This window comes from Zongyangia acetica, from assembly GCF_038739695.1.
Lineage (GTDB): Bacteria > Bacillota > Clostridia > Oscillospirales > Ruminococcaceae > Zongyangia > Zongyangia gallinarum.
In genome coordinates this window covers 82,357-102,099 of the sequence record NZ_JBBEWN010000005.1, presented here as the reverse complement: position 1 = coordinate 102,099, position 19,743 = coordinate 82,357, and the positions used below count along the sequence as shown (strand labels likewise).

20 protein-coding genes are annotated in these 19,743 nt (G+C 53.1%); all 20 read left to right on the top strand.

What is annotated here, in order from left to right; genetic code table 11:
• Positions 1-37 precede the first annotated feature (37 nt).
• The 20 genes from WGC32_RS06155 to pknB all read left to right on the top strand — a co-directional run bounded on the left by WGC32_RS06155 (position 38) and on the right by pknB (position 19,742).
• Positions 38-1,165 carry a D-alanyl-D-alanine carboxypeptidase family protein gene (locus WGC32_RS06155; RefSeq protein ID WP_342681054.1) on the top strand — a complete coding sequence of 376 codons (1,128 nt, stop codon included), beginning with the start codon at positions 38-40 and terminating at the stop codon, positions 1,163-1,165.
• Between the two features lie 51 nt (positions 1,166-1,216).
• Entirely contained in the window at positions 1,217-1,981 is a 765-nt protein-coding gene (locus tag WGC32_RS06150) for a pseudouridine synthase (protein ID WP_191483107.1), read from the top strand.
• On the top strand, positions 1,978-2,361 hold the full coding sequence (locus WGC32_RS06145; protein WP_342681053.1) for a hypothetical protein: 384 nt from the start codon (positions 1,978-1,980) through the stop codon (positions 2,359-2,361). The genes WGC32_RS06150 and WGC32_RS06145 overlap by 4 nt, the downstream gene beginning before the upstream one ends.
• A gap of 177 nt (positions 2,362-2,538) precedes the next feature.
• Complete coding sequence (locus WGC32_RS06140) at positions 2,539-3,951, top strand: carboxyl transferase domain-containing protein (protein WP_342681052.1); 1,413 nt, start codon at positions 2,539-2,541, stop codon at positions 3,949-3,951.
• A gap of 38 nt (positions 3,952-3,989) precedes the next feature.
• Complete coding sequence (locus WGC32_RS06135) at positions 3,990-4,427, top strand: biotin/lipoyl-containing protein (protein WP_191483110.1); 438 nt, start codon at positions 3,990-3,992, stop codon at positions 4,425-4,427.
• Positions 4,428-4,586: 159 nt separating this feature from the next.
• Positions 4,587-5,987, top strand: coding sequence for an oxaloacetate decarboxylase subunit alpha (locus tag WGC32_RS06130; RefSeq protein WP_342681051.1), 1,401 nt, complete (start codon positions 4,587-4,589; stop codon positions 5,985-5,987).
• A 77-nt stretch (positions 5,988-6,064) separates the two neighbouring features.
• Positions 6,065-6,502 carry an N-acetyltransferase gene (locus tag WGC32_RS06125; RefSeq protein ID WP_342681050.1) on the top strand — a complete coding sequence of 146 codons (438 nt, stop codon included), beginning with the start codon at positions 6,065-6,067 and terminating at the stop codon, positions 6,500-6,502.
• A 118-nt stretch (positions 6,503-6,620) separates the two neighbouring features.
• Positions 6,621-7,499 (top strand): YicC/YloC family endoribonuclease, encoded by an 879-nt coding sequence (locus tag WGC32_RS06120; RefSeq protein WP_191483112.1) that lies wholly within the window; start codon positions 6,621-6,623, stop codon positions 7,497-7,499.
• Between the two features lie 56 nt (positions 7,500-7,555).
• Positions 7,556-7,822, top strand: coding sequence for an extracellular matrix/biofilm regulator RemA (gene remA / locus WGC32_RS06115; protein ID WP_191483113.1), 267 nt, complete (start codon positions 7,556-7,558; stop codon positions 7,820-7,822).
• On the top strand, positions 7,815-8,426 hold the full coding sequence (gene gmk, locus WGC32_RS06110; RefSeq protein WP_342681049.1) for a guanylate kinase: 612 nt from the start codon (positions 7,815-7,817) through the stop codon (positions 8,424-8,426). Before remA ends, gmk begins: the two co-directional genes overlap by 8 nt.
• The gene (locus WGC32_RS06105; protein WP_191483115.1) at positions 8,419-8,637 is read left to right on the top strand and encodes a DNA-directed RNA polymerase subunit omega; all 219 of its coding nucleotides are present in this window, start codon (positions 8,419-8,421) and stop codon (positions 8,635-8,637) included. The genes gmk and WGC32_RS06105 overlap by 8 nt, the downstream gene beginning before the upstream one ends.
• A 17-nt stretch (positions 8,638-8,654) precedes the next feature.
• A complete protein-coding gene (coaBC, locus tag WGC32_RS06100; protein WP_191483116.1) occupies positions 8,655-9,848 on the top strand; it encodes a bifunctional phosphopantothenoylcysteine decarboxylase/phosphopantothenate--cysteine ligase CoaBC in 1,194 nt (397 codons plus the stop codon).
• Between the two features lie 69 nt (positions 9,849-9,917).
• Complete coding sequence (gene priA / locus WGC32_RS06095; protein WP_342681048.1) at positions 9,918-12,359, top strand: replication restart helicase PriA; 2,442 nt, start codon at positions 9,918-9,920, stop codon at positions 12,357-12,359.
• A gap of 27 nt (positions 12,360-12,386) precedes the next feature.
• Complete coding sequence (gene def, locus WGC32_RS06090) at positions 12,387-12,842, top strand: peptide deformylase (protein WP_191483117.1); 456 nt, start codon at positions 12,387-12,389, stop codon at positions 12,840-12,842.
• Positions 12,843-12,871: 29 nt separating this feature from the next.
• Positions 12,872-13,795 carry a methionyl-tRNA formyltransferase gene (gene fmt, locus WGC32_RS06085; RefSeq protein ID WP_342681047.1) on the top strand — a complete coding sequence of 308 codons (924 nt, stop codon included), beginning with the start codon at positions 12,872-12,874 and terminating at the stop codon, positions 13,793-13,795.
• Between the two features lie 88 nt (positions 13,796-13,883).
• The gene (locus tag WGC32_RS06080) at positions 13,884-14,579 is read left to right on the top strand and encodes a zinc metallopeptidase (protein WP_342681046.1); all 696 of its coding nucleotides are present in this window, start codon (positions 13,884-13,886) and stop codon (positions 14,577-14,579) included.
• 48 nt (positions 14,580-14,627) lie between these two features.
• A complete protein-coding gene (gene rsmB / locus WGC32_RS06075; protein ID WP_342681045.1) occupies positions 14,628-15,965 on the top strand; it encodes a 16S rRNA (cytosine(967)-C(5))-methyltransferase RsmB in 1,338 nt (445 codons plus the stop codon).
• A 22-nt stretch (positions 15,966-15,987) separates the two neighbouring features.
• On the top strand, positions 15,988-17,022 hold the full coding sequence (gene rlmN / locus WGC32_RS06070) for a dual-specificity RNA methyltransferase RlmN (RefSeq protein WP_342681113.1): 1,035 nt from the start codon (positions 15,988-15,990) through the stop codon (positions 17,020-17,022).
• A 2-nt stretch (positions 17,023-17,024) separates the two neighbouring features.
• Positions 17,025-17,756: a Stp1/IreP family PP2C-type Ser/Thr phosphatase gene (locus WGC32_RS06065; protein WP_342681044.1), complete on the top strand. Its 732-nt coding sequence runs from the start codon at positions 17,025-17,027 to the stop codon at positions 17,754-17,756.
• A 21-nt stretch (positions 17,757-17,777) separates the two neighbouring features.
• On the top strand, positions 17,778-19,742 hold the full coding sequence (gene pknB / locus WGC32_RS06060; RefSeq protein ID WP_191510043.1) for a Stk1 family PASTA domain-containing Ser/Thr kinase: 1,965 nt from the start codon (positions 17,778-17,780) through the stop codon (positions 19,740-19,742).
• Position 19,743: the final 1 nt, after the last annotated feature.

Genomic DNA, 19,743 nt, shown 5'->3' with positions numbered 1-19,743 from the left:
CTGCGCATACACTGAAACACAGGCAGGTGGTTTTGCTATGTTAAGAAAACTATGCGCCGTCTTTTTGGCGGCAATTCTTTGGATGGTTTCTCTCCCAGTTACGGCGGCGGGTTATACCCCTGACGCTAAAGGCGTGGTGGTCATTGAAATGAAAACGGGGCGGATCCTCTTTGACCAGCATGGAGAAAGGGAGCTCCCCATGGCCAGCACAACCAAAATTATGACGGCTCTCATCACCCTGGAGCAGCCAGGGCTGGACGAGTATTTCACGGTGGATTCCAAAGCAATCCAGGTGGAGGGGTCCTCTATGGGGCTCCAGGAAGGGGGTCAGGTGACCTTGCGCGCCCTAGCCTACGGTATGCTCCTTGCCTCTGGCAACGATGCGGCTGGGGCAGCCGCTGTGCGGATTGCCGGCAGCGAGGAGGCCTTTGTCCAGATGATGAATGACCGGGCACAGGAGATGGGGCTTTCCCACACCCATTTTGCCACCCCCTCTGGCCTGGACGGCGAGGGGCATTACTCCTCGGCTTATGACATGGCCATCCTGGCCAAGAATGCCCTAGAAAATCCCGATTTTGCCGAAATCTGCGGGACCTATCGGGCCCAGGTGGAATTTGGCAATCCCCCCTATACCCGGTGGATGAAAAACCACAACAGGCTTTTAGACGAATACGAAGGGACCATCGGGGTCAAGACGGGCTTTACCAAGGAGGCCGGACGATGCCTGGTGTCGGCAGTCCAGCGGGATGGAGTAGGCCTTATCTGTGTGACGCTGGGGGCATCCGATGACTGGAATGTCCATAAAAACCTATACAACCAGTTTTTTGAGCGTGTACAGTCGCGGCAACTAGACGGATCTTTGAGCTGCACCGCATTGCCTGTGGTGGGCGGAGAAAGGGATGCCGTATCCATCGCGTTGACAGAGACACCGAAGGCCGGGCTTACCGAAAGCGAACTTTCCCGAGTAGAACGGCGGGTGGAGCTTTCTCCCTTTCTCTACGCTCCGGTGGAGGCGGGAGATATGGTGGGGAGTATGATCTATACCTTAGACGGAGCCCAGGTGTGTCGTGTACCCATAGCGGCGAAAAATGCGGTGGCCGCGGTACAGCCGGAGAAGAAGCCGGGATTTTTCCAAACGCTTTGGAATTGGCTGACGGGCAGATGAAAATGACGGAAGAGCACTTTTATGTGCGAAGCATAAAGGAAGGGGAAAACAATGGCGAGAGATACAAGACTGCAAAAATTTTTGTCCGAGGCAGGGATTGCCAGCCGGAGAAAGTCAGAAGAATTCATTGCCGACGGACGGGTGACGGTCAATGGGAGAAGAGCCAAAATCGGTGATAAGGTCGACGTCCGCAAGGATGTTGTTGCGGTGGACGGGGAAAAGGTGGAATTTGACCGGAACCGCCAAAGCATCTATATCATGCTCCATAAGCCGCGGGGCTATGTCACAACCATGGAGGACGAACAGGGACGCAAGTGCGTAGCAGAGCTGGTCAAGGATGTTGGGACCCGGGTGTATCCTGTCGGGCGGCTGGATATGAATTCGGAAGGCTTGTTATTAATGACCAATGACGGAGAATTTGCCAATATGATGATGCATCCCCGCCACAACGTCTCTAAAAGCTATCGGGTTACCGTGCGGCCTGATCTCAGCGATGAGCAGGCGGCCAAATTGGCCGAAGGGGTGGAGATCGACGGACGGATGACCCTGCCGGCCCAGGTGAGAGTGGTGACCAAGGAACCGGGCCGGGTGGTGATGGTCATCACCATCAAAGAAGGACGCAACCGGCAGATCCGCAAAATGTGCGAGGCAGTGGGGCTGGAGGTGGCCAGGCTCAAGAGAATTTCGGTGGGGCCGCTCAAGCTGGGCATGTTGCAGCCTGGAAAATGGCGTTACCTACAGCTCAACGAAATCATCATGCTGCGCAATGCGGCTTCTGGCGCCAAGACGGTCCATGTCAGGAGGCAGGAAAGATGATCGAGCTGAAGCTGATACAAGACAATGGCATAAAAGCGCAGCTGCTGGAAAAAATGGGGATACAGGCATCGGATGCCATCTGCTACGGTGCTGCTGATAAAGAGGAGATTCTGGGAGGCACAGCTTTTGCCATCCGCGATGGACGAGCTGTCATGTTAGGACTTTTTACCCAGCCTGGTCTGGGCGCTATGCTGGGGGACGGGCTCATCCGCGCTGCGTGGAATCACTGTTCATCTCATGGAATCAAAACGGCCCGGTTTAGCGATAATTTTCCCATGGAGTCCCTTCAGCCGCTGGAGTTCTTCCGGGACTTTTCCCATGAGGATATCGACATTGAAAAATTCTTTTCAGAGCGCAAAAAATGTGGACAAACCCGATAGAAATCCCTTGTTATTTATCTAACAAGAGTATATAATATTATTGATTACGGTTTTTCGAGGAAATTGCGCAGAAACTGCCGAAATAGGGCAGCGCGCAGCGAAAAACGTAACTTTGATTTCGACCATTGATTTTTAAATTCATCTTAGATTCATGGTAAGAGAAACGGAGGAACACAGATGAGTACCGAAAGCAGATCCAAAGTTCTTGCGGATGCTCGCGCCGCGGCGGTGAAGCCGACTCCGGCCCGTGAAAGACTGGCCCTTCTTTTTGACGGGGACAGCTTTGTGGAGCTGGATACCTTTGCCAAAGTGGGAGAAGAAGGCGCAGGTGTTGTCACCGGTTATGGCGCCATCGACGGCAACCCGGTGTTTGCCTTTGCGCAGGACATCCAGGCAACTGGCGGTGCAGTGGGTAAAATCCATGCCGCTAAAGTGAAAAAAGTATATGATTTGGCTGAGAAAACCGGAGCTCCGGTAGTCGGCATTTTCGACTCCAACGGTGCACGCCTTTCTGAAGGCAATGATGCACTGGCCGCATATGGAGATATGCTCCAGAGCTCCAGCAACATTTCCGGCGTTGTCCCCCAGATCTCCTTGATCTTGGGCACCTGTGCGGGAACTGCGGCCATGATTGCCTGCAATGCAGATTTCGTTGTCATGAGTGAAAAGGCGGAGTTTTTCCTGAGTGCCGCCGGCATTGATGGCACCGAGGGAGCCGGCAGCGCGGCTAATGCTGCAAAATCCGGTGCAGCTCACCTTGTACTCCCCACAGAGGAGGAGGCCATCGGTGCAGCGAGAAATCTGATCTCTCTCCTGCCGCTGAACAATCTGTCTGCTTCTCCCGTTTGTGATTTTTCCGCCAATGATGCTGCCGCTGCTTTGAGCGCTGCATGTGAGAATATGGCCGAAGCAGATACCATGGCCATTGTGGAAGGGGTCTTTGATGCAGGCAGCGTTGTAGAGATCCAGAAGGATTTCGGCGCTGGTTCTATTGCGGCTCTGGCAACCTTGGGCGGTTTTACCTGCGGTGTTGTCGCTACCAAGGGCGGCAAGCTTTCCGCTGCTGACTGTGCCAAGATGGCTCGTCTAGTCAGCATCTGTGACGCTTATCAGATACCGGTAGTTACTTTTGTTAATACCGAGGGCTTTGAGGCCAATGGCGAGACAGAGCTTGCCGGTGCGATTCGGGAGAGTGCAAAGCTGGCCCATGTTTATGCCCAGGCCACCTGTGTAAAGGTGAGTGTCATCACCGGTGCAGCTTACGGAAGCGCTTACATAGCGCTGGCTGGAACCAATGCGGGCGCCGATGTCACCCTGGCATGGCCTTCCGCTGTTATCAGCGCTTTGGAGCCTAAGACCGCTGTGGCGTTTGCTCATGGTGATGAAATTACTGCCGACCATGACAGAGCGGCGGTAGAAAAAGAATATATGGAGACAACCGCTTCCGCCTTTACCGCGGCGGCAGACGGTTATATAGAAGATGTCATTGATCCTGCGGCAACCAGGGACGTACTTCTTTCCACCCTGGATATGCTGGCTGGTAAGAGAGTGACCCATTTGCCGAGAAAACACAGCAATATGCCCATGTAATTGCGGCTGGATTGCGTACAGAAAAGGGAGGACTTATTGTGAAAAGATTTAATATAACTGTAAATGGACAGGCTTATGATGTTGCTGTTGAAGAGATTGCGGCGGGCGCTCCTATGCCTGCTGCTGCCCCGGCTCCAGCTCCCGCTGCAGCACCTGCTCCTGCGGCGGCTCCGGCTCCCGCTCCCGCCCCTGCGGCAGCACCTGCCCCTGCACCGGCACCTGAAGCAGCCCCGGCTCCCGCTGCGGCTCCTGGTACCGAAGGCAGCATCAAGATCAATGCACCTATGCCTGGTACCATCCTGGATGTAAGAGTTTCTGTGGGTCAGAAGATTGCCAAAGGTGATGTTATTGTCATTCTGGAGGCAATGAAGATGGAAAATGAGATTATGGCTCCCTGTGACGCCACCGTTGCAAGCCTGAGCGTCAAGAAAGGCGATACGGTCAACTCCAACGATCCCATCGCTACACTGGACTAAGATTCCACCAGGGGAACGGAACTGGGCCGTTTTCCCCTTTTGCCCCTGTCTCCGGGGCGTACTCCGGAGAGGACAGGCTCCTGTGGTCGTCTGCGTGGAACGGGAGCGGGGCAATCTGAAACCAGCCGGCACGCAGCGGCAGAATGGAAGGTTGACATTATGGCAAAAGTAAAAATTACCGAGACCATTCTTCGTGATGCTCATCAATCCCTGATTGCCACCCGTATGCCCCTTGAAGATATGAAGCCGATGCTCAAAGCCATTGACGATGTGGGCTTTTATTCGGTAGAAGCCTGGGGCGGCGCTACCTTTGATGCTTGCCTGCGCTTCCTGGACGAGGATCCTTGGGAGCGGCTTCGGGTGATCAGAAGCTACATGAAGAATACCAAGATACAGATGCTCTATCGTGGACAGAATATGCTGGGCTACCGTCACTATGCTGACGATGTGGTGGAGTACTTTGTACAGAAATCCGTTGCCAACGGCATTGACATTCTCCGTGTTTTCGATGCTCTCAACGATAAGAGAAATCTGGAAGCTTCCGTACGGGCAACCAAGAAGGAAGGCGCCCACCTGCAGGCGGCTCTTTCCTATACGCTGGGCCCTGTGTTTGATATTGAATACTATGTAAACTATGCCAAGGAATTGGAGAATATGGGCGCTGACTCTATCTGCATCAAGGATATGGCGGCCCTGATTACCCCCAAGATGGCCTATGATCTGGTGAAAGCCCTCAAGGAGACGGTGAAGATCCCCGTACAGCTGCATACCCACTACACCTCCGGCCTGGCTTCCATGGCCCTGCTCAAAGGGATTGAGGCAGGTGTCGATATTATCGATACCGCTATGTCTCCCATGGCGCTGGGAACTTCCCACGCTCCCACCGAAACTATGGTGGCAGCTCTCCAGGGTACGGAATATGACACCGGCCTGGATCTGAAAAAACTCAATGTGGTCCGTGAGCATTGCGTCAAGCTCCGGGAGAAATATCTGGCAAATGGACTGCTCAATCCGAAGGTGCTGGGCGTCGACGCCAACACCCTGCTGTATCAGGTGCCAGGCGGCATGCTCTCCAACCTGATTTCTCAGCTGAAACAGGCGGGCAAAGAGGATCAGCTGGATGCGGTGCTCCAGGAGGTACCAAGAGTTCGTGAAGATTCTGGATATCCGCCTCTGGTTACTCCGACCTCTCAGATTGTAGGAACCCAGGCTGTCTTTAACGTCATCATGGGTGAACGCTACAAGATGGTCACCAAAGAGTTTAAAGCCTTGGTTCGTGGCGAATACGGAAAAACTCCGGTTGCCATCGATCCTGCCTTCCGCAAGAAGATCATCGGCGATGCGGAGCCCATCGACTGCCGTCCCGCCGATCTGTTGGAGCCGGAACTGGACAAGATCAAGGCAGAGTTTCCTCAGGAACTTTACGAACAGGAAGAGGATATCCTCAGCTATGCTCAGTTCGGACAGGTTGCAACCAAGTTCTTCGAGAAACGCCGCGACAAAAAGTATGGTGTGGATGCTGCTCATGCCGACAGAGCAAACAATGTACATCCCGTGTAAGATTTTGCAAAGACGCGCTCCGGTTTTGCCGGAGCGCTTTTGTTATCCACAGGGGAAATGAATGGGAGGAAAAAGCCATGTCCATGATAGCCTATGACAAATCTTACCGCAGCCAGGTGTTGGATATCTGGCTTGCGGGGAATCTACAGGCCCATCCTTTTATCCCGCCGGACTATTGGAGGGAGCATCGGGAAGAGGTAGGAGACGCGCTGGAACAAGCTACCGTGCTGCTCTGGGAAGAGGCCGGGGAGATTCAAGGGTTTGTTGGAGTTGCAGAGGAGGGCTATATTGCCGGGATTTTTGTGGCGGCACAGCATCGATCCAAGGGAATCGGCACCAAGCTTATCCGCTACTGCAAAGAACGTTTTCCGCAGCTGTCTTTGCATGTCTACGAGAAAAATGGGGCTGCGATCGCCTTTTATGAGGCCAATGGTTTTCAGAAGCAACGATGCTCCGCCGATCCCCAGACAGGAGAAAGAGAATGGACGATGGTTTGGCATCGGGAGAAAGAGTAGATGGAAAAAAGCCCATTTCGTTGACAAAATAGGCTTAAAAATAGTAAAATATAGATTGGTATAGTTTATTCTGAATAAAAATTTGTCTCAAATTTATAAAGTAAGGCGGCAAAGGACAATGATAAAAAGCATGACTGGCTACGGCCGCAGCGAGCAGATTATTGACGGACGGGATATCCTTTTTGAGATCAAATCCGTCAACCATCGCTTCTTCGAGTTTTCTGCCCGGGTGCCCAGGGTATACGGCTACCTGGAGGAAAAGATCAAAAGTTATCTGCAACAGAAAATATCGCGCGGCAAGGTGGATGTGGGGGTCACCATCCTGACTTTGGAGGGGACCAATGCCGAGGTAGAGATCAATCATGATCTGACCCGTTCCTATGTGGAGGCACTTCGGGAGCTCACCGATAAATTTGACCTGAAAGACGATTTGAGCCTCTCTTCCATCTCCCGCTTTTCCGATATCTTTACCGTACGCAAAAGTGTGGAGGACGAAAACGTTATCTGGGACTGCGTGCGGCAGGTAGCGGATGAGGCCGTCGCCGCCTTTCTCGCTATGCGGGAAACAGAGGGGCAGCGGCTGAAGGAAGATATTTTAGGACGGCTGGATTATATTGAAACCCAGGTCTGCCGGGTGGAGGAGCGGTCCCCGGAAACGGTGAAGGAATATTACAATCGTTTGTACCAGAAGATGACAGAGGTGTTGGGGGACAACCGCTTTGACGAACAGCGGATCATTACAGAAGCCGCTATCTTTGCCGATAAGGTGGCCGTCAATGAGGAGACGGTGCGTCTGCACAGCCATTTGGACCAGTTCCGGGAGATTCTGAATGCCGGAGGCCCCATGGGGCGGAAGCTGGACTTTTTGGTTCAAGAAGTCAACCGGGAAGTTAACACCATTGGGTCCAAGGCACAGGATACCGATATTGCCCGGATTGTAGTGGATGTCAAAGCGGAAATTGAAAAGATCAGGGAGCAGATCCAAAATATCGAGTAGGATTTACCTGTGATCTGGGAAGACGGCGTGTTCTGTTAAAAGAAAGTGAGGATAAAATGAAATTAATCAATATTGGTTTTGGCAATATGGTGTCCGCCAATCGTTTGGTGGCCATCGTCAGTCCCGAATCCGCTCCCATCAAGCGGATTATTCAGGACGCTCGGGATCGCGGCTCTTTAATCGACGCCACTTACGGAAGAAGAACCCGGGCTGTTATTATTACCGACAGTGACCATGTAATTCTTTCTGCGGTGCAGCCGGAGACGGTGGCCAACCGCTTGATTGACGATGACGACGATGAGGAGATGGATGAAGATGAATAAAAGAGGCTTGTTGATTGTACTCTCCGGGCCTTCCGGCGTGGGCAAGGGAACGGTATTGCGCAGTTATTTAGAAAAGAACCCCAATACCCGACTGTCCGTTTCGGCAACTACCCGTCAGCCCAGAATGGGAGAGGTCAATGGAGTTCATTATTATTTTCTGACAGAAAAGGAATTTGAGAAAAAGGTAGAACAAAATGAAATGTTAGAATACGCTACCTACAGCGGCAACCGCTACGGGACCCCGGGTGGACCGGTGAAAGAGATGCTGGAGGATGGACATGATGTCATCCTGGAGATAGAGGTCCAGGGCGCTATGCAAATCAAGAAAAGCTGTCCTGACGCTATCTTTATTTTCATCATGCCTCCGAACATGGCAGAGCTGACCCACCGTTTGGTGGACCGCAAGACCGAGGATGACGAGACGATCCGCCGCCGTCTGGAGCGCTCCCATGCGGAGATTGCCATGGCGCACGAGTATGACTATGTGGTCATCAACGACACCATCGACAATGCATTGGAAAAACTGGAAGCCATCGTCTGCGCTCAAAAGTGCAGCATGAGCCATATGAAAGAATTTGTGGAAGAGGTGTTGGAGGATGCTTAAACCATCGTTGACAGCCCATATTTTAAAACCGGGGCAAAGCTATTACTCTCTGGTAGTGGCTGTGGCCAAACGTGCCCGGCAGATTGCCGAGGAGGCGGAGGAAAATCATGAGATCCTGGTGGAAAAACCGGTACAGTTGGCGGTAGAGGAATTTACCAACAACAAGTACAAGATGGTAGAGCCGCCGGATATCGGCAAGGATATTGAATAATTCAGAGGAGGACGGCCATGAAACAGCTGGAGGGTAGGACCATTGTTTTGGGGGTGACCGGCGGGATTGCCGCGTATAAGGCCGCCTATCTTTGCAGTGCCTTGGCGAAAGCGGGGGCGCAGGTCCATGTGATCATGACCCGCAACGCGATGGAATTTGTGGCCCCCCTGACCTTTGAAACCCTTTCTGGACAAAAGTGTGTTACCGATACCTTTGACCGGAATTTTCAGTGGAATGTAGAGCATGTGGCTCTGGCCAAACGGGCGGAACTGTTTGTGGTAGCGCCCGCTACTGCCAATATCATCGCAAAGTTTGCCTGTGGAATTGCTGACGATATGCTCTCCACCACATGGCTGGCGGCCTCCTGCAAAAAGTTGGTTTGCCCGGCTATGAACACGGGAATGTATGAAAACCCGGTGACCCAGCGGAATATAGAGACCCTGCGCGACCTTGGGGTGGAGATGGTGGAGCCGGGCGTCGGCCGTCTTGCCTGTGCAGATACGGGCCGGGGCCGGCTGGCCGAGCCGGAGGAAATCTTCGAGAGGATCTGCGAGCTTCTCTGCGCAAAGCAGGATCTTGCGGGTAAGCGGGTACTTGTCACTGCCGGCCCCACCCAGGAGGCATTGGATCCAGTCCGTTATATCACCAACCATTCCAGCGGAAAGATGGGGTTCGCCGTGGCCCGCCGGGCCGCCCAGCGGGGCGCCAAGGTTACCTTGGTGGCGGGGCCTGTATCCCTGCCCACACCTGCGGGAGTGGAGCGGATAGATGTCAAAAGTGCCCTGGATATGTTTGAGGCAGTTAAATCCCATATGGAAAGCGACATCATCATCAAAACTGCCGCTGTGGGGGATTTTCGTCCCGAGACCCAGGCGCAGGACAAAATCAAGAAGACCGGAGAGGACGTTATGACCGTCCGCCTTGTGAAAAACCCGGATATCCTACAGTATGTAGGAAGTCATAAAAGGCCGGGCCAGGTGGTCTGCGGCTTTTCGATGGAAACCCGGGATCTGATCGAGAATTCCGGCAAGAAGCTGAGGGCCAAGCACGCGGATATGATTGTGGCCAATTCCCTGACAGAGCAGGGCGCTGGATTTGGGGTGGATACCAACGTTGCCACCCTGTTGACAGAGCAGGGGGCAGAACAGCTGCCTATGATGAGCAAGGAGGCCTTAGCCGACGTAATTTTGGACCGGCTTCTCTCTTTATAGTGCAGCGGGGATTTTGTTCCAATTCAATAGCATAAACGGAGGTGGCTTGTCATCGCTGTGGTGGACGTTGTGAAAGTTGCAGTGGACAAAGCTGCTTTTCATTTTGATAAATTATACGATTATCTCCCGCCGGAGGATCAGACATCCCAGAACCTGGTAGGCTGCCGGGTGCTGGTGCCCTTTGGCAAGGGCAACCGAAAACGCCAGGGGGTCGTCCTGGGCTGGGAAAAGCGGGAACGGGAGAAATTTCTCAAACCGGTGAGCGCGGTAATCGATAGAGAACCGGTACTCACCGAGGAAATGCAAAAGCTTATGCGGATGCTCAAAGAGAGCACCTTTTGTACCTGGTTTGACGCTCTGCGCTGTGTCATCCCCGGTGGGCTAGGCTATGAGATACGGCCTCGCTACACGGCGGTGCGGGATCCCTTAGCAGAGGAAGCAGCCGGCCTATCTGCGGAGGAAACCCAGATTTACACCTATATCAAAAATCATAAGCAGGGCGTCGGTGAGCAGAAGATCAAGGGGGATCTGGGCTATAGGAATGTCGGCCCCATCATTGCCAGGTTAAAATCCACGGGACTGATCGCCCAGATAGAAGATGTGCGACGGAAGGTTCTGGACGAGACGGTGGTGATGGTCCGCCTCTCGATGGGACCGGAGGAACTGAGCGAGAAAAAGCTGACCACGAAACAACGTGCGGTGGTGGATTTCCTCTTGGAGGTGGAAACCGCTTCCATCAAGGAAATCGGCTATTTCTGCGCGGTGACCCGGGCGGTCACCGATCGCCTGCGGGATCAGGGTGTGGTGGAATACCTGGACTGGGAGGTCTACCGCAGCCCCTATGAAGTGATAACACCTCCCTCCGATGAGGAAATACAGCTTTCAGAACACCAGCAAAAAGCCTATGACCAGCTTTCTGGATTTTATAGAGAAGGGAAATACAGCACCACCCTGCTGTATGGGGTAACGGGAAGCGGAAAAACCTCTGTTTTCCTCAAGCTGACCCGGCAGGTCATTGCCGACGGAAAGACAGTCATCGTCATGGTGCCGGAAATCTCCCTGACCCCCCAGACGGTGGAACATTTCCACCGATGCTTTGGCAATAATGTGGCCGTCCTTCACAGTGCCCTTTCTATGGGGCAGCGGCTGGATGAATGGAAACGCATCCGCCGGGGAGAGGTTCAGGTGGTGGTAGGCACCCGTAGCGCGGTGTTTGCCCCCCTGGAAAATATCGGTCTGATCGTCATGGATGAGGAGCAGGAGCACACCTATAAATCCGAATCCTCCCCGCGGTTTCACGCCCGGGATGTAGCCAAGGTCCGGTGTGCTTTCCATGAGGCCATGTTATTATTGTGTTCCGCCACCCCTTCGGTGGAGAGCTATTACTTTGCCAAGATGGGGAGATACCATCTGGTGACCCTCCGCAAGCGATACGCGTCGGCAAAGCTTCCCAATACCTATATTGTGGACATGCGGGGGGAGGCGATGGAGGGCAATACTTCTGTTTACAGCTCCACTGTCCTCGACGCCCTGAAAAAGACTCTCCAGCGGGGCGAGCAGGCGATTTTGCTGCTCAACCGCCGGGGCTATCATACCAGCGTACGGTGCCCCAGCTGTGGCCGCGTGTGGAAATGCCCCCATTGCAGCATTTCCCTGACCTATCACCGGGCCAACTCCCGGCTGATGTGCCACTACTGTGGCTATAGTGAAGAACTCCCCAGCACCTGCCCCCAGTGTGGATATGATCACCTGAGCTTTCGGGGAGCTGGCACCCAGCAGGCAGAGGAACAGCTGGGGGAGCTTCTTCCGGAAGCCCGCGTTCTGCGGATGGATATGGATACCACCATGTCAAAGTTTTCCTACCAGAAAAATTTTGACGCCTTCCGGGAGGGGCAGTATGATATTATGATTGGCACCCAAATGGTGGCCAAAGGGCTCAATTTCCCTAAGGTGACCATGGTAGCGGTCCTCTCCATTGACCAGGCCCTTTATTCCACCGATTTTCGAGCCTATGAACGGGCCTTTGGCTTAATGACCCAGGTGGTGGGCCGATGCGGGAGAAACGAGCTGCCGGGCACCGCTTACATCCAGACCTATACGCCGGAAAATCCGGTGATTGAGATGGCGGCGGCCCAGGATTACGACCGCTTTTTTGACGAGGAGATCCTCAGCCGGAAGGTGATGCTCTACCCGCCCTTTTGCTCCATCTGTTCGGTGGGATTTTCGGGAGAGCGGGAAAGCCAGGTGATTCGGGCGGCCGGGGATTTTGTGGAAAGGCTAAAATACAAGGTCGGCCACGGCTATGAGAATCTGCCCATCAAACTGTTGGGCCCCACCGGTTTTGGTGTCCTAAAGGTGAGCAACAAATACCGTTACCGTGTGATCATCAAATGCAGAAATGATGAGAAGTTTCGAAGGATGATCAGCGAGCTTCTCATAGAAATGGGCAAGGAAAAGGAAGTTTCCGATGTGTCCGTCTTTGCCGATCTATATTTTGACTCCAATCAATAGATAAAAAAGAAAAAGGAGATAAAAACCATGGCAATCAGACAAATTGTACTGGAAGGGGACGACGTCCTCCGGAAGAAATGCCGTCCTGTCACCGATTTTAACCAGAGGCTCTGGACCATGCTGGACGATATGGCGGAAACTATGTACGCCTCTGACGGAGCCGGCCTTGCCGCTCCCCAGATTGGCGTGCTCCGCCAGGCAGTGGTCATTGACACTGGAGACGGCCTCATTGAGCTGATCAATCCCCAGATCATCGAGGAAAAGGGGAAACAAGAGGGCCCGGAAGGCTGCCTGTCCTGCCCTGGGGAAGCGGGCATCGTGGTGCGCCCCATGCATGTAAAGGTGGCGGCTCAAAATAGATATGGAGAAAAAATCGTCCTCAAGGGCAGTGAATTAACCGCCCGCGCTATGTGCCATGAAATTGACCATCTCAACGGCCGTCTGTTTAAGGACATTGCCGTCCGGATGATGCAGGAGGATTAGCCTCCTTGAAAAACGGGGGAGGAGCAAAGATGAAGATTGTTTTTATGGGGACGCCGGATTTTGCGGTGCCCTGTTTGCAGGCCCTAATCGACGGGGGACATGAGATCCTGGGAGTCTATACCCAGCCGGATAAGCCGAAAGGAAGAGGCTACCAGATGTCCTTTTCGCCGGTGAAGGAGCTGGCCATGGAGCATCAGCTGCCTGTATTTCAGCCTAAGACCTTCAAGGATGAGGAGGTTGTAGCCCAGCTGCGCCAGCTTGCCCCGCAGCTTATTGTGGTAGTCGCCTATGGCAAGATCCTGCCCAAATCGGTGCTGGAGATTCCGGAGCTTGGCTGTGTCAATGTACATGGTTCCCTGCTGCCCAAGTATCGGGGAGCAGGCCCCATCCAGTGGAGCGTTATCAACGGAGAACAGGAGACCGGCATTACCACCATGTTTATGGGGGAAGGGCTGGACACTGGGGACATGATTCTCAAAAGATCCATCCCTATCGGGGAGGATGAAACCTCCGGAGAACTCTATGAGCGGATGGAAAAACTGGGCGCCCAATGTCTGATGGAGACCATCACCCTTTTTGAAAAGGGTGATGTACCCAGAGAACCTCAAAAGGATGAAGCCTCCTCCTATGCGCCCATGCTGGATAAAAAGCTGGCGCTTCTAGACTTTCAAAAGACAGGAAGAGAAATCCACAACCTGGTCCGGGGACTCAATCCTTGGCCTGTGGCCTTCACAAAGCTTCGGGGCAAGGTGCTCAAGGTCTATGCCGCCAAGGAAATCCCGGGGTATACCGGGCAGCCGGGAGAAGTGTTGGATGAAAAGCGCTTTATCGTCGGCTGTGGAGACGGGGCCGTGGAATTTCTGGAAATCGCCTTGGAAGGAAAGAAAAGAATGGCGTCAGCGGACTTCCTTCGGGGATATCACCTCAAAAAAGGCGAGAAACTGGGAGAATAATTTTCGCATTTTTTTCATCCTTATTCACATACTATCCAAAACTGGGGCGTACAATGCCATACAGCAGTACTGCGTGAGGAGGTAGGGCATGTTCTTTTATCCCTATGATTACTATTATTTGATTCTGGTGGTGCCGGCTCTGTTCATTTCCCTGTGGGCGCAGTTGAAGGTGAAATCCACCTTCAACCGGTATGAGCAGGTGTATGCCCGGCAGGGGATTACGGCGGCCCAGGCAGCCCGCCGCATTCTGGATCAGAATGGGCTGTATGGGGTGCGGATTGAAATGACCGGAGGAAAGCTTACCGATCACTATGATCCCCGGACCAATGTGATCCGGTTGTCCCAGAGTGTGTACAATTCCCCTTCGGTGGCGGCGCTGGGAGTGGCGGCTCATGAAGCAGGCCACGCGGTTCAGTATGGGGTGAATTACCTCCCCATCAAAATACGCAATGGCCTGGTCCCGATAACCAACATCTGCTCTTCTCTTTCAATTCCTCTCGTTATTATTGGGTTTATTATGAGCGCCCGGCCTCTGGTTATTGCTGGTATCCTTCTTTTTGCGGCGGTGGCGGTCTTTCAGTTTGTCACCCTTCCGGTGGAGTTTAATGCAAGCCGCCGGGCCATTGCCGTGTTGGGAGAAAGCGGCATGTTAGATGAAGGAGAGCTTCAGGGGGCCAAACGGGTGCTTAGCGCCGCGGCCATGACCTATGTGGCAGCACTGCTGGTCTCTTTGGCGCAGCTGTTGCGTCTGGTGCTCTTGGCAAACCGGAGAAACAGAGATTAGAAGACAATATACAGGCATTTGAAAGAATGACAGGAAGGCGGGGACTGGATGGATAAAGCAAGGATGGCCGCGGCAAAGGCTCTCATCAAAGTAGAACAAAAAGGCGGCTATTCCAACCTTTCCCTAGACAGTTTGCTTTCCCAAAGCGGGCTTCCCCGTCGGGACAGGGCCTTTGCGGCGGCCCTTTTTTACGGCGCTTTGGAGCGGTTGCTGACATTGGACGGGGTGATCGGTGCCCACTCCAAAACGCCGCTGGAGAAGTTGACGGTACAGGTGCGGGTAGCATTGCAGATGGGGCTGTATCAAATGCTTTATATGGACAGCGTTCCTGACAGCGCCGCCGTCAACGAAAGTGTCAATCTTATCAAGGCCTTGGGCCTGTCCAAAGCCTCCGGTTTTGTCAACGGGGTGCTGCGGAGCGTGCTGCGGGCTGAAAAGAAGCTGCCTCTCCCCGACGAGGAGAGCGACCTGCCGGGACATCTGTCCCTGCGCTATTCCTGTCCCCGATGGCTGGTAGAGCGGTGGCTGAAAAGCTACGGCCCCTCCCGGTGCAGGGGGATTTTGGAAGCTTCCCTGGGCCGCCCGCCTCTCTATATCCGGGTCAATACAGTCAAGACGGACATGCCTTCCCTTATTTCACGTTTGGAAGCGGAGGGGGTGCAGGCACAGCCGGTGCCGGGCGTTGAAAATGCCCTTGCCCTTGCGGGAACGGGAGAGATGGGGAGCCTATCCGCTTTTCAGGAGGGGCTTTTCCATGTCCAGGATCTGTCCTCCCAGCTGTGCGCCAGGGCCATGGCCCCTGCGCCGGGAGAGCGGGTTTATGACCTGTGCTCCGCCCCCGGCGGAAAGGCCTTTACCATGGCCCAGCTGATGGAAAACAGAGGGGAACTGTTGGCCTTTGATATTCACAAGCATAAGATTAGTCTCATTGCGGAGGGGGCCCAGCGGCTGGGGCTTGACTGCATAAAATCCGCATTAGGCGATGCCTCCTGGTTCCGTGAAGATCTTCCCGCAGCTGACCGGGTGCTGTGCGACGTGCCCTGCTCAGGGCTAGGCATCATCCGGAGAAAACCGGAGATCAAGTACAAGGAGGAGCAATCCCTCTTGGGGCTGCCGTCTATCCAGTATAAAATCTTGGAAAACGCCGCAAAATACGTAAAGGTGGGAGGCAGACTGCTCTACTCCACCTGTACGTTGTGCCGGGAGGAAAACGAAAAGAATACAGAGCGTTTTTTGCAGGAGCATCCGGAATTTGGCCCATGTGCCCTGCCTGCATGTTTTGACCGGCTTTTCCCTCCAAGGGAATCGGCCCACCAGGTAACCATCTTTCCGGAGGATATGGGTTCTGACGGATTCTTTATCGCTGTATTTACAAAGCTGAGGTGATTTCATCGTGGAAAATGGACAAATGGATATCAAATCCCTGTCTCTGGAGGAGATGGAACCTCTGCTGATGGAATTGGGGTTAAAAAAGTTCCAGGTAAAGGAAGTATTTTCCTGGTTACACCAAAAACAGGTCGAATCTTTTGATGAAATGACCAATATTTCTAAGGCGGGAAGGGAAGCCCTTGACAAGAAGTTTTACATAAATTTCTTAAAAATCACAAAAAAGCTTGTATCTTCCCTAGATGGTACGATAAAATATCTTTATGAGCTCCGGGACGGACAGATGGTAGAAAGCGTTCTTATGCATTATCAGCATGGCAACAGCCTGTGCATTTCTACCCAGGCAGGCTGCCGGATGGGATGCAAATTCTGCGCGTCTACCCTGGCGGGACTGGCCAGGAATCTGACCCCTTCGGAGATGCTCGATGAAATCTATACCGCCCAGAGGGATTCGGGGGAAAAGGTGAACAGCGTGGTGCTCATGGGGATCGGCGAGCCGCTGGACAATTATGACAATGTCCTCCGTTTTCTGCGGATCCTCTCCAGCAAGGAGGGAATGAATATGAGCCTGCGGCATGTATCCCTTTCCACCTGCGGGATTGTACCTATGATTGACCGGCTGGCAGAGGAAAATCTGCAGATGACCCTTTCTATTTCCCTTCACGCGCCCAATAACGCCATCCGGGATCAGATGATGCCGGTCAATAAAAGATGGAATATGGATGAGCTCCTCACAGCTTGCGACCGTTATTTTGAAAAAACAGGACGGCGTATTTCCTATGAATATGCCCTAGTGGGCGGTGTCAATGACAGTGTGGATGCAGCTAGGGAATTGGGCCGGCGGATGCATGGGAAGAACTGCCATGTCAACTTAATCCCCGTCAACGAGGTCAAAGAGCGGGGCTTTAAGAAGGGTTCAAAAGAAAGTATTCGAAAATTTGCCAATATTTTGGAGGGCTATGGTGTGACAACCACGGTCCGACGGGAACTTGGTTCCGATATCAATGCTGCCTGTGGCCAGCTGCGGCGGCAGCAGGCATTAGAGGGGGAATCGTAGTTTTGTATAGGATAATCAGCGAAACCGATGCCGGGCTGATCCGGGATAATAACCAGGACTGCCTACAGGCTGGGACCATCGGGGAACATACCCTGTGGGCTGTGGTCTGTGACGGCATGGGTGGAGCCAGCGGCGGCAAGATTGCCAGTGAGACTGCGGTACAGATTATATCTAAAAATATTGTCAGCCATTACAAAGAGGAGATGGGGCTAAATTCCATCCGTTCTGTGCTGTTTACCGCGGTCAGCGCTGCCAACGCAATGATCTATGACATGGCGCAAAACGATGAGGACCTCAAGGGAATGGGAACCACCGTAGTAGCGATGATTATCAGCGGGGATACGGCGTGTATTGCCCATGCTGGGGATTCCCGGGCCTATAAAGTAGGGAAGGAAACATTGGAACAGATCACCAAGGACCATTCCATTGTTCAGTTTTTGGTGGAGCAGGGAGAAATCACCCAAGAAGAGGCGAGAAGCCATCCCAACAAAAACTTCATCACCCGAGCGGTGGGAGTGCAAAGTGATATTGAGATCGACTACAATGAGATTACCCTTGCAGATGATGACAAAATACTGATTTGTACCGACGGGCTCACCAACTGCGTCACCGATGAGGAAATTCACGCGACCTTGATGAGCGAAGATGCCCAGTTGAGCGCCCGGCGTTTAGTGGAAAAGGCAAACCAACATGGCGGACAGGACAATATCTCCGTTGTCGTCATCACACAGTAAGGGCAGGAGGATTTTGCTTTGATGGATAGAAACGATAAGTACATCGGCAAAAAACTGGATGGACGCTATGAGATCCAGGAACTCATCGGCGTCGGCGGCATGGCCAATGTCTATAAAGCCCATGACAGGGCTGCCAACCGGACAGTAGCGGTAAAGATCCTGCGGGACGAATATCTGTCCAACGAGGAATTGCTTCGCCGTTTTAAGAATGAGTCCAAGGCCATTGCTGTGCTCAGCCATCCCAATATTGTCAAGGTCTATGACGTGATCTTTGCCGACAAAGTTTATGCGATCGTTATGGAGTACATCGATGGCATCACCCTGAAAGAATATATTGAGCAGCAGCATGTGCTCAAATGGAAGGAAGCGGTCCACTTCACAGTGCAGATTCTCCGCGCCCTTCAGCATGCCCATGATAAAGGCATTGTTCACCGGGATATTAAACCCCAGAACATTATGCTGTTAGAAGATGGCACCATCAAGATGATGGACTTCGGCATCGCCCGTTTTGCCCGGAGCGAGACCAAAACCATCACCGACCGGGCCATTGGCTCCGTTCACTATATCAGCCCGGAGCAGGCTTGCGGTGAGGTCACCGATGAAAAGACGGACATTTATTCCGTAGGCGTTATGCTCTTTGAGATGCTGACAGGAGAACTGCCTTTTGATGCAGACCGCCCGGTGACGGTGGCCATTCAGCAGATTCAGGCCCAGCCTAAGCGCCCGCGGCAGATTAATCCCAATATCCCTGAGGGATTGGAGGAGATTACCGTCCGGGCCATGCAGAAGGACCGCAGCCGTCGTTATCAGAGCGCAGCGGAGATGCTCAGGGACATTGATGAATTTAAGAAAAATCCCTCCATTCAGTTTGAGTATAAATATATGCAGCAGCAGCCGGAGTACCAAAAGGCTATTGCCAGCGCCCGCAAACAGAAAACGGAGGATGCGGTGAAAAAGAAATCGCCGGCCATTCCCATTATGGGCGGCATCACCTTGGCGTTTGTGGTCATTGCCATCCTGTTTGTGGCGGGTATGATCTGGATCGCCAATCCCTTTGCCAGCGTAGAAGAAGTGGTACTGCCGAATTTTGTAGGGCTGACCTATGATATGATTGTCAATGATGAGCTCTATGAAGATTTTGATATTGTAGTGGAGATTGAGGAGCCTAATGATACCTATGATAAGGGCATCATCTTCGAACAGAACCCAAAGGCGGGAAGAACCGTCCGGGTGGGTTCGGAGGTCAAGGTAAAGGTCTCCAGCGGCAAGACGGTCATCACCATTCCTACATTGGCCAACGTAGAGTCGACACTGGCTTCCGGACAGCTGACGGATATGGGGCTGGAGGTCAGCCAGAAGACGGAATACAATGACAGCGTGGCAGAGGGGAATGTCATCCGAACCGATCCGGTGGAAGGATCGGAAGTGGATGCGGGAACATCTGTTATCCTGTATGTAAGCTTGGGCCCGGAGGAAAAGCTCATTGACATGCCCAATGTCACGGGCATCCAGCTGGAAACTGCCCGTACCCTTTTACAGCAAAGCGGCTTAAAGGTCAACAAGGTCAATACCGATCCCAGCAGCGATCGGCCTGCGGGAACTGTCATCCAGCAGGATCCTGCGGCAGGTACACAGATTGCGTCGGGCAGCGCCGTCACATTGACCATTTCCGGCTCTAGTGAAAGTGAATCGACGCAAACCCAGGAGGGGAATGAGGCAAGGGTCTTTGTGCCATTGCCCATGAGCTATCAATACGAGACCAATTTGACGGCAACCCTCAATGACGAGATTGTCTATGATGAGACGGTGATCCCCAGTGAGGATCAGTCGTGGCAGGGATACTTTGTGGGCACCGGTGTTGGAGATGTGAAAATTTATCTCAACGGGAAGCTCTATATGGAGTGGTCGGTCAACTTCGACGAAAACTCGGCCGAAACCATTGTGGACAATTCTTCCGGATTCGATCCCACACCTTCCATCGGTTAGT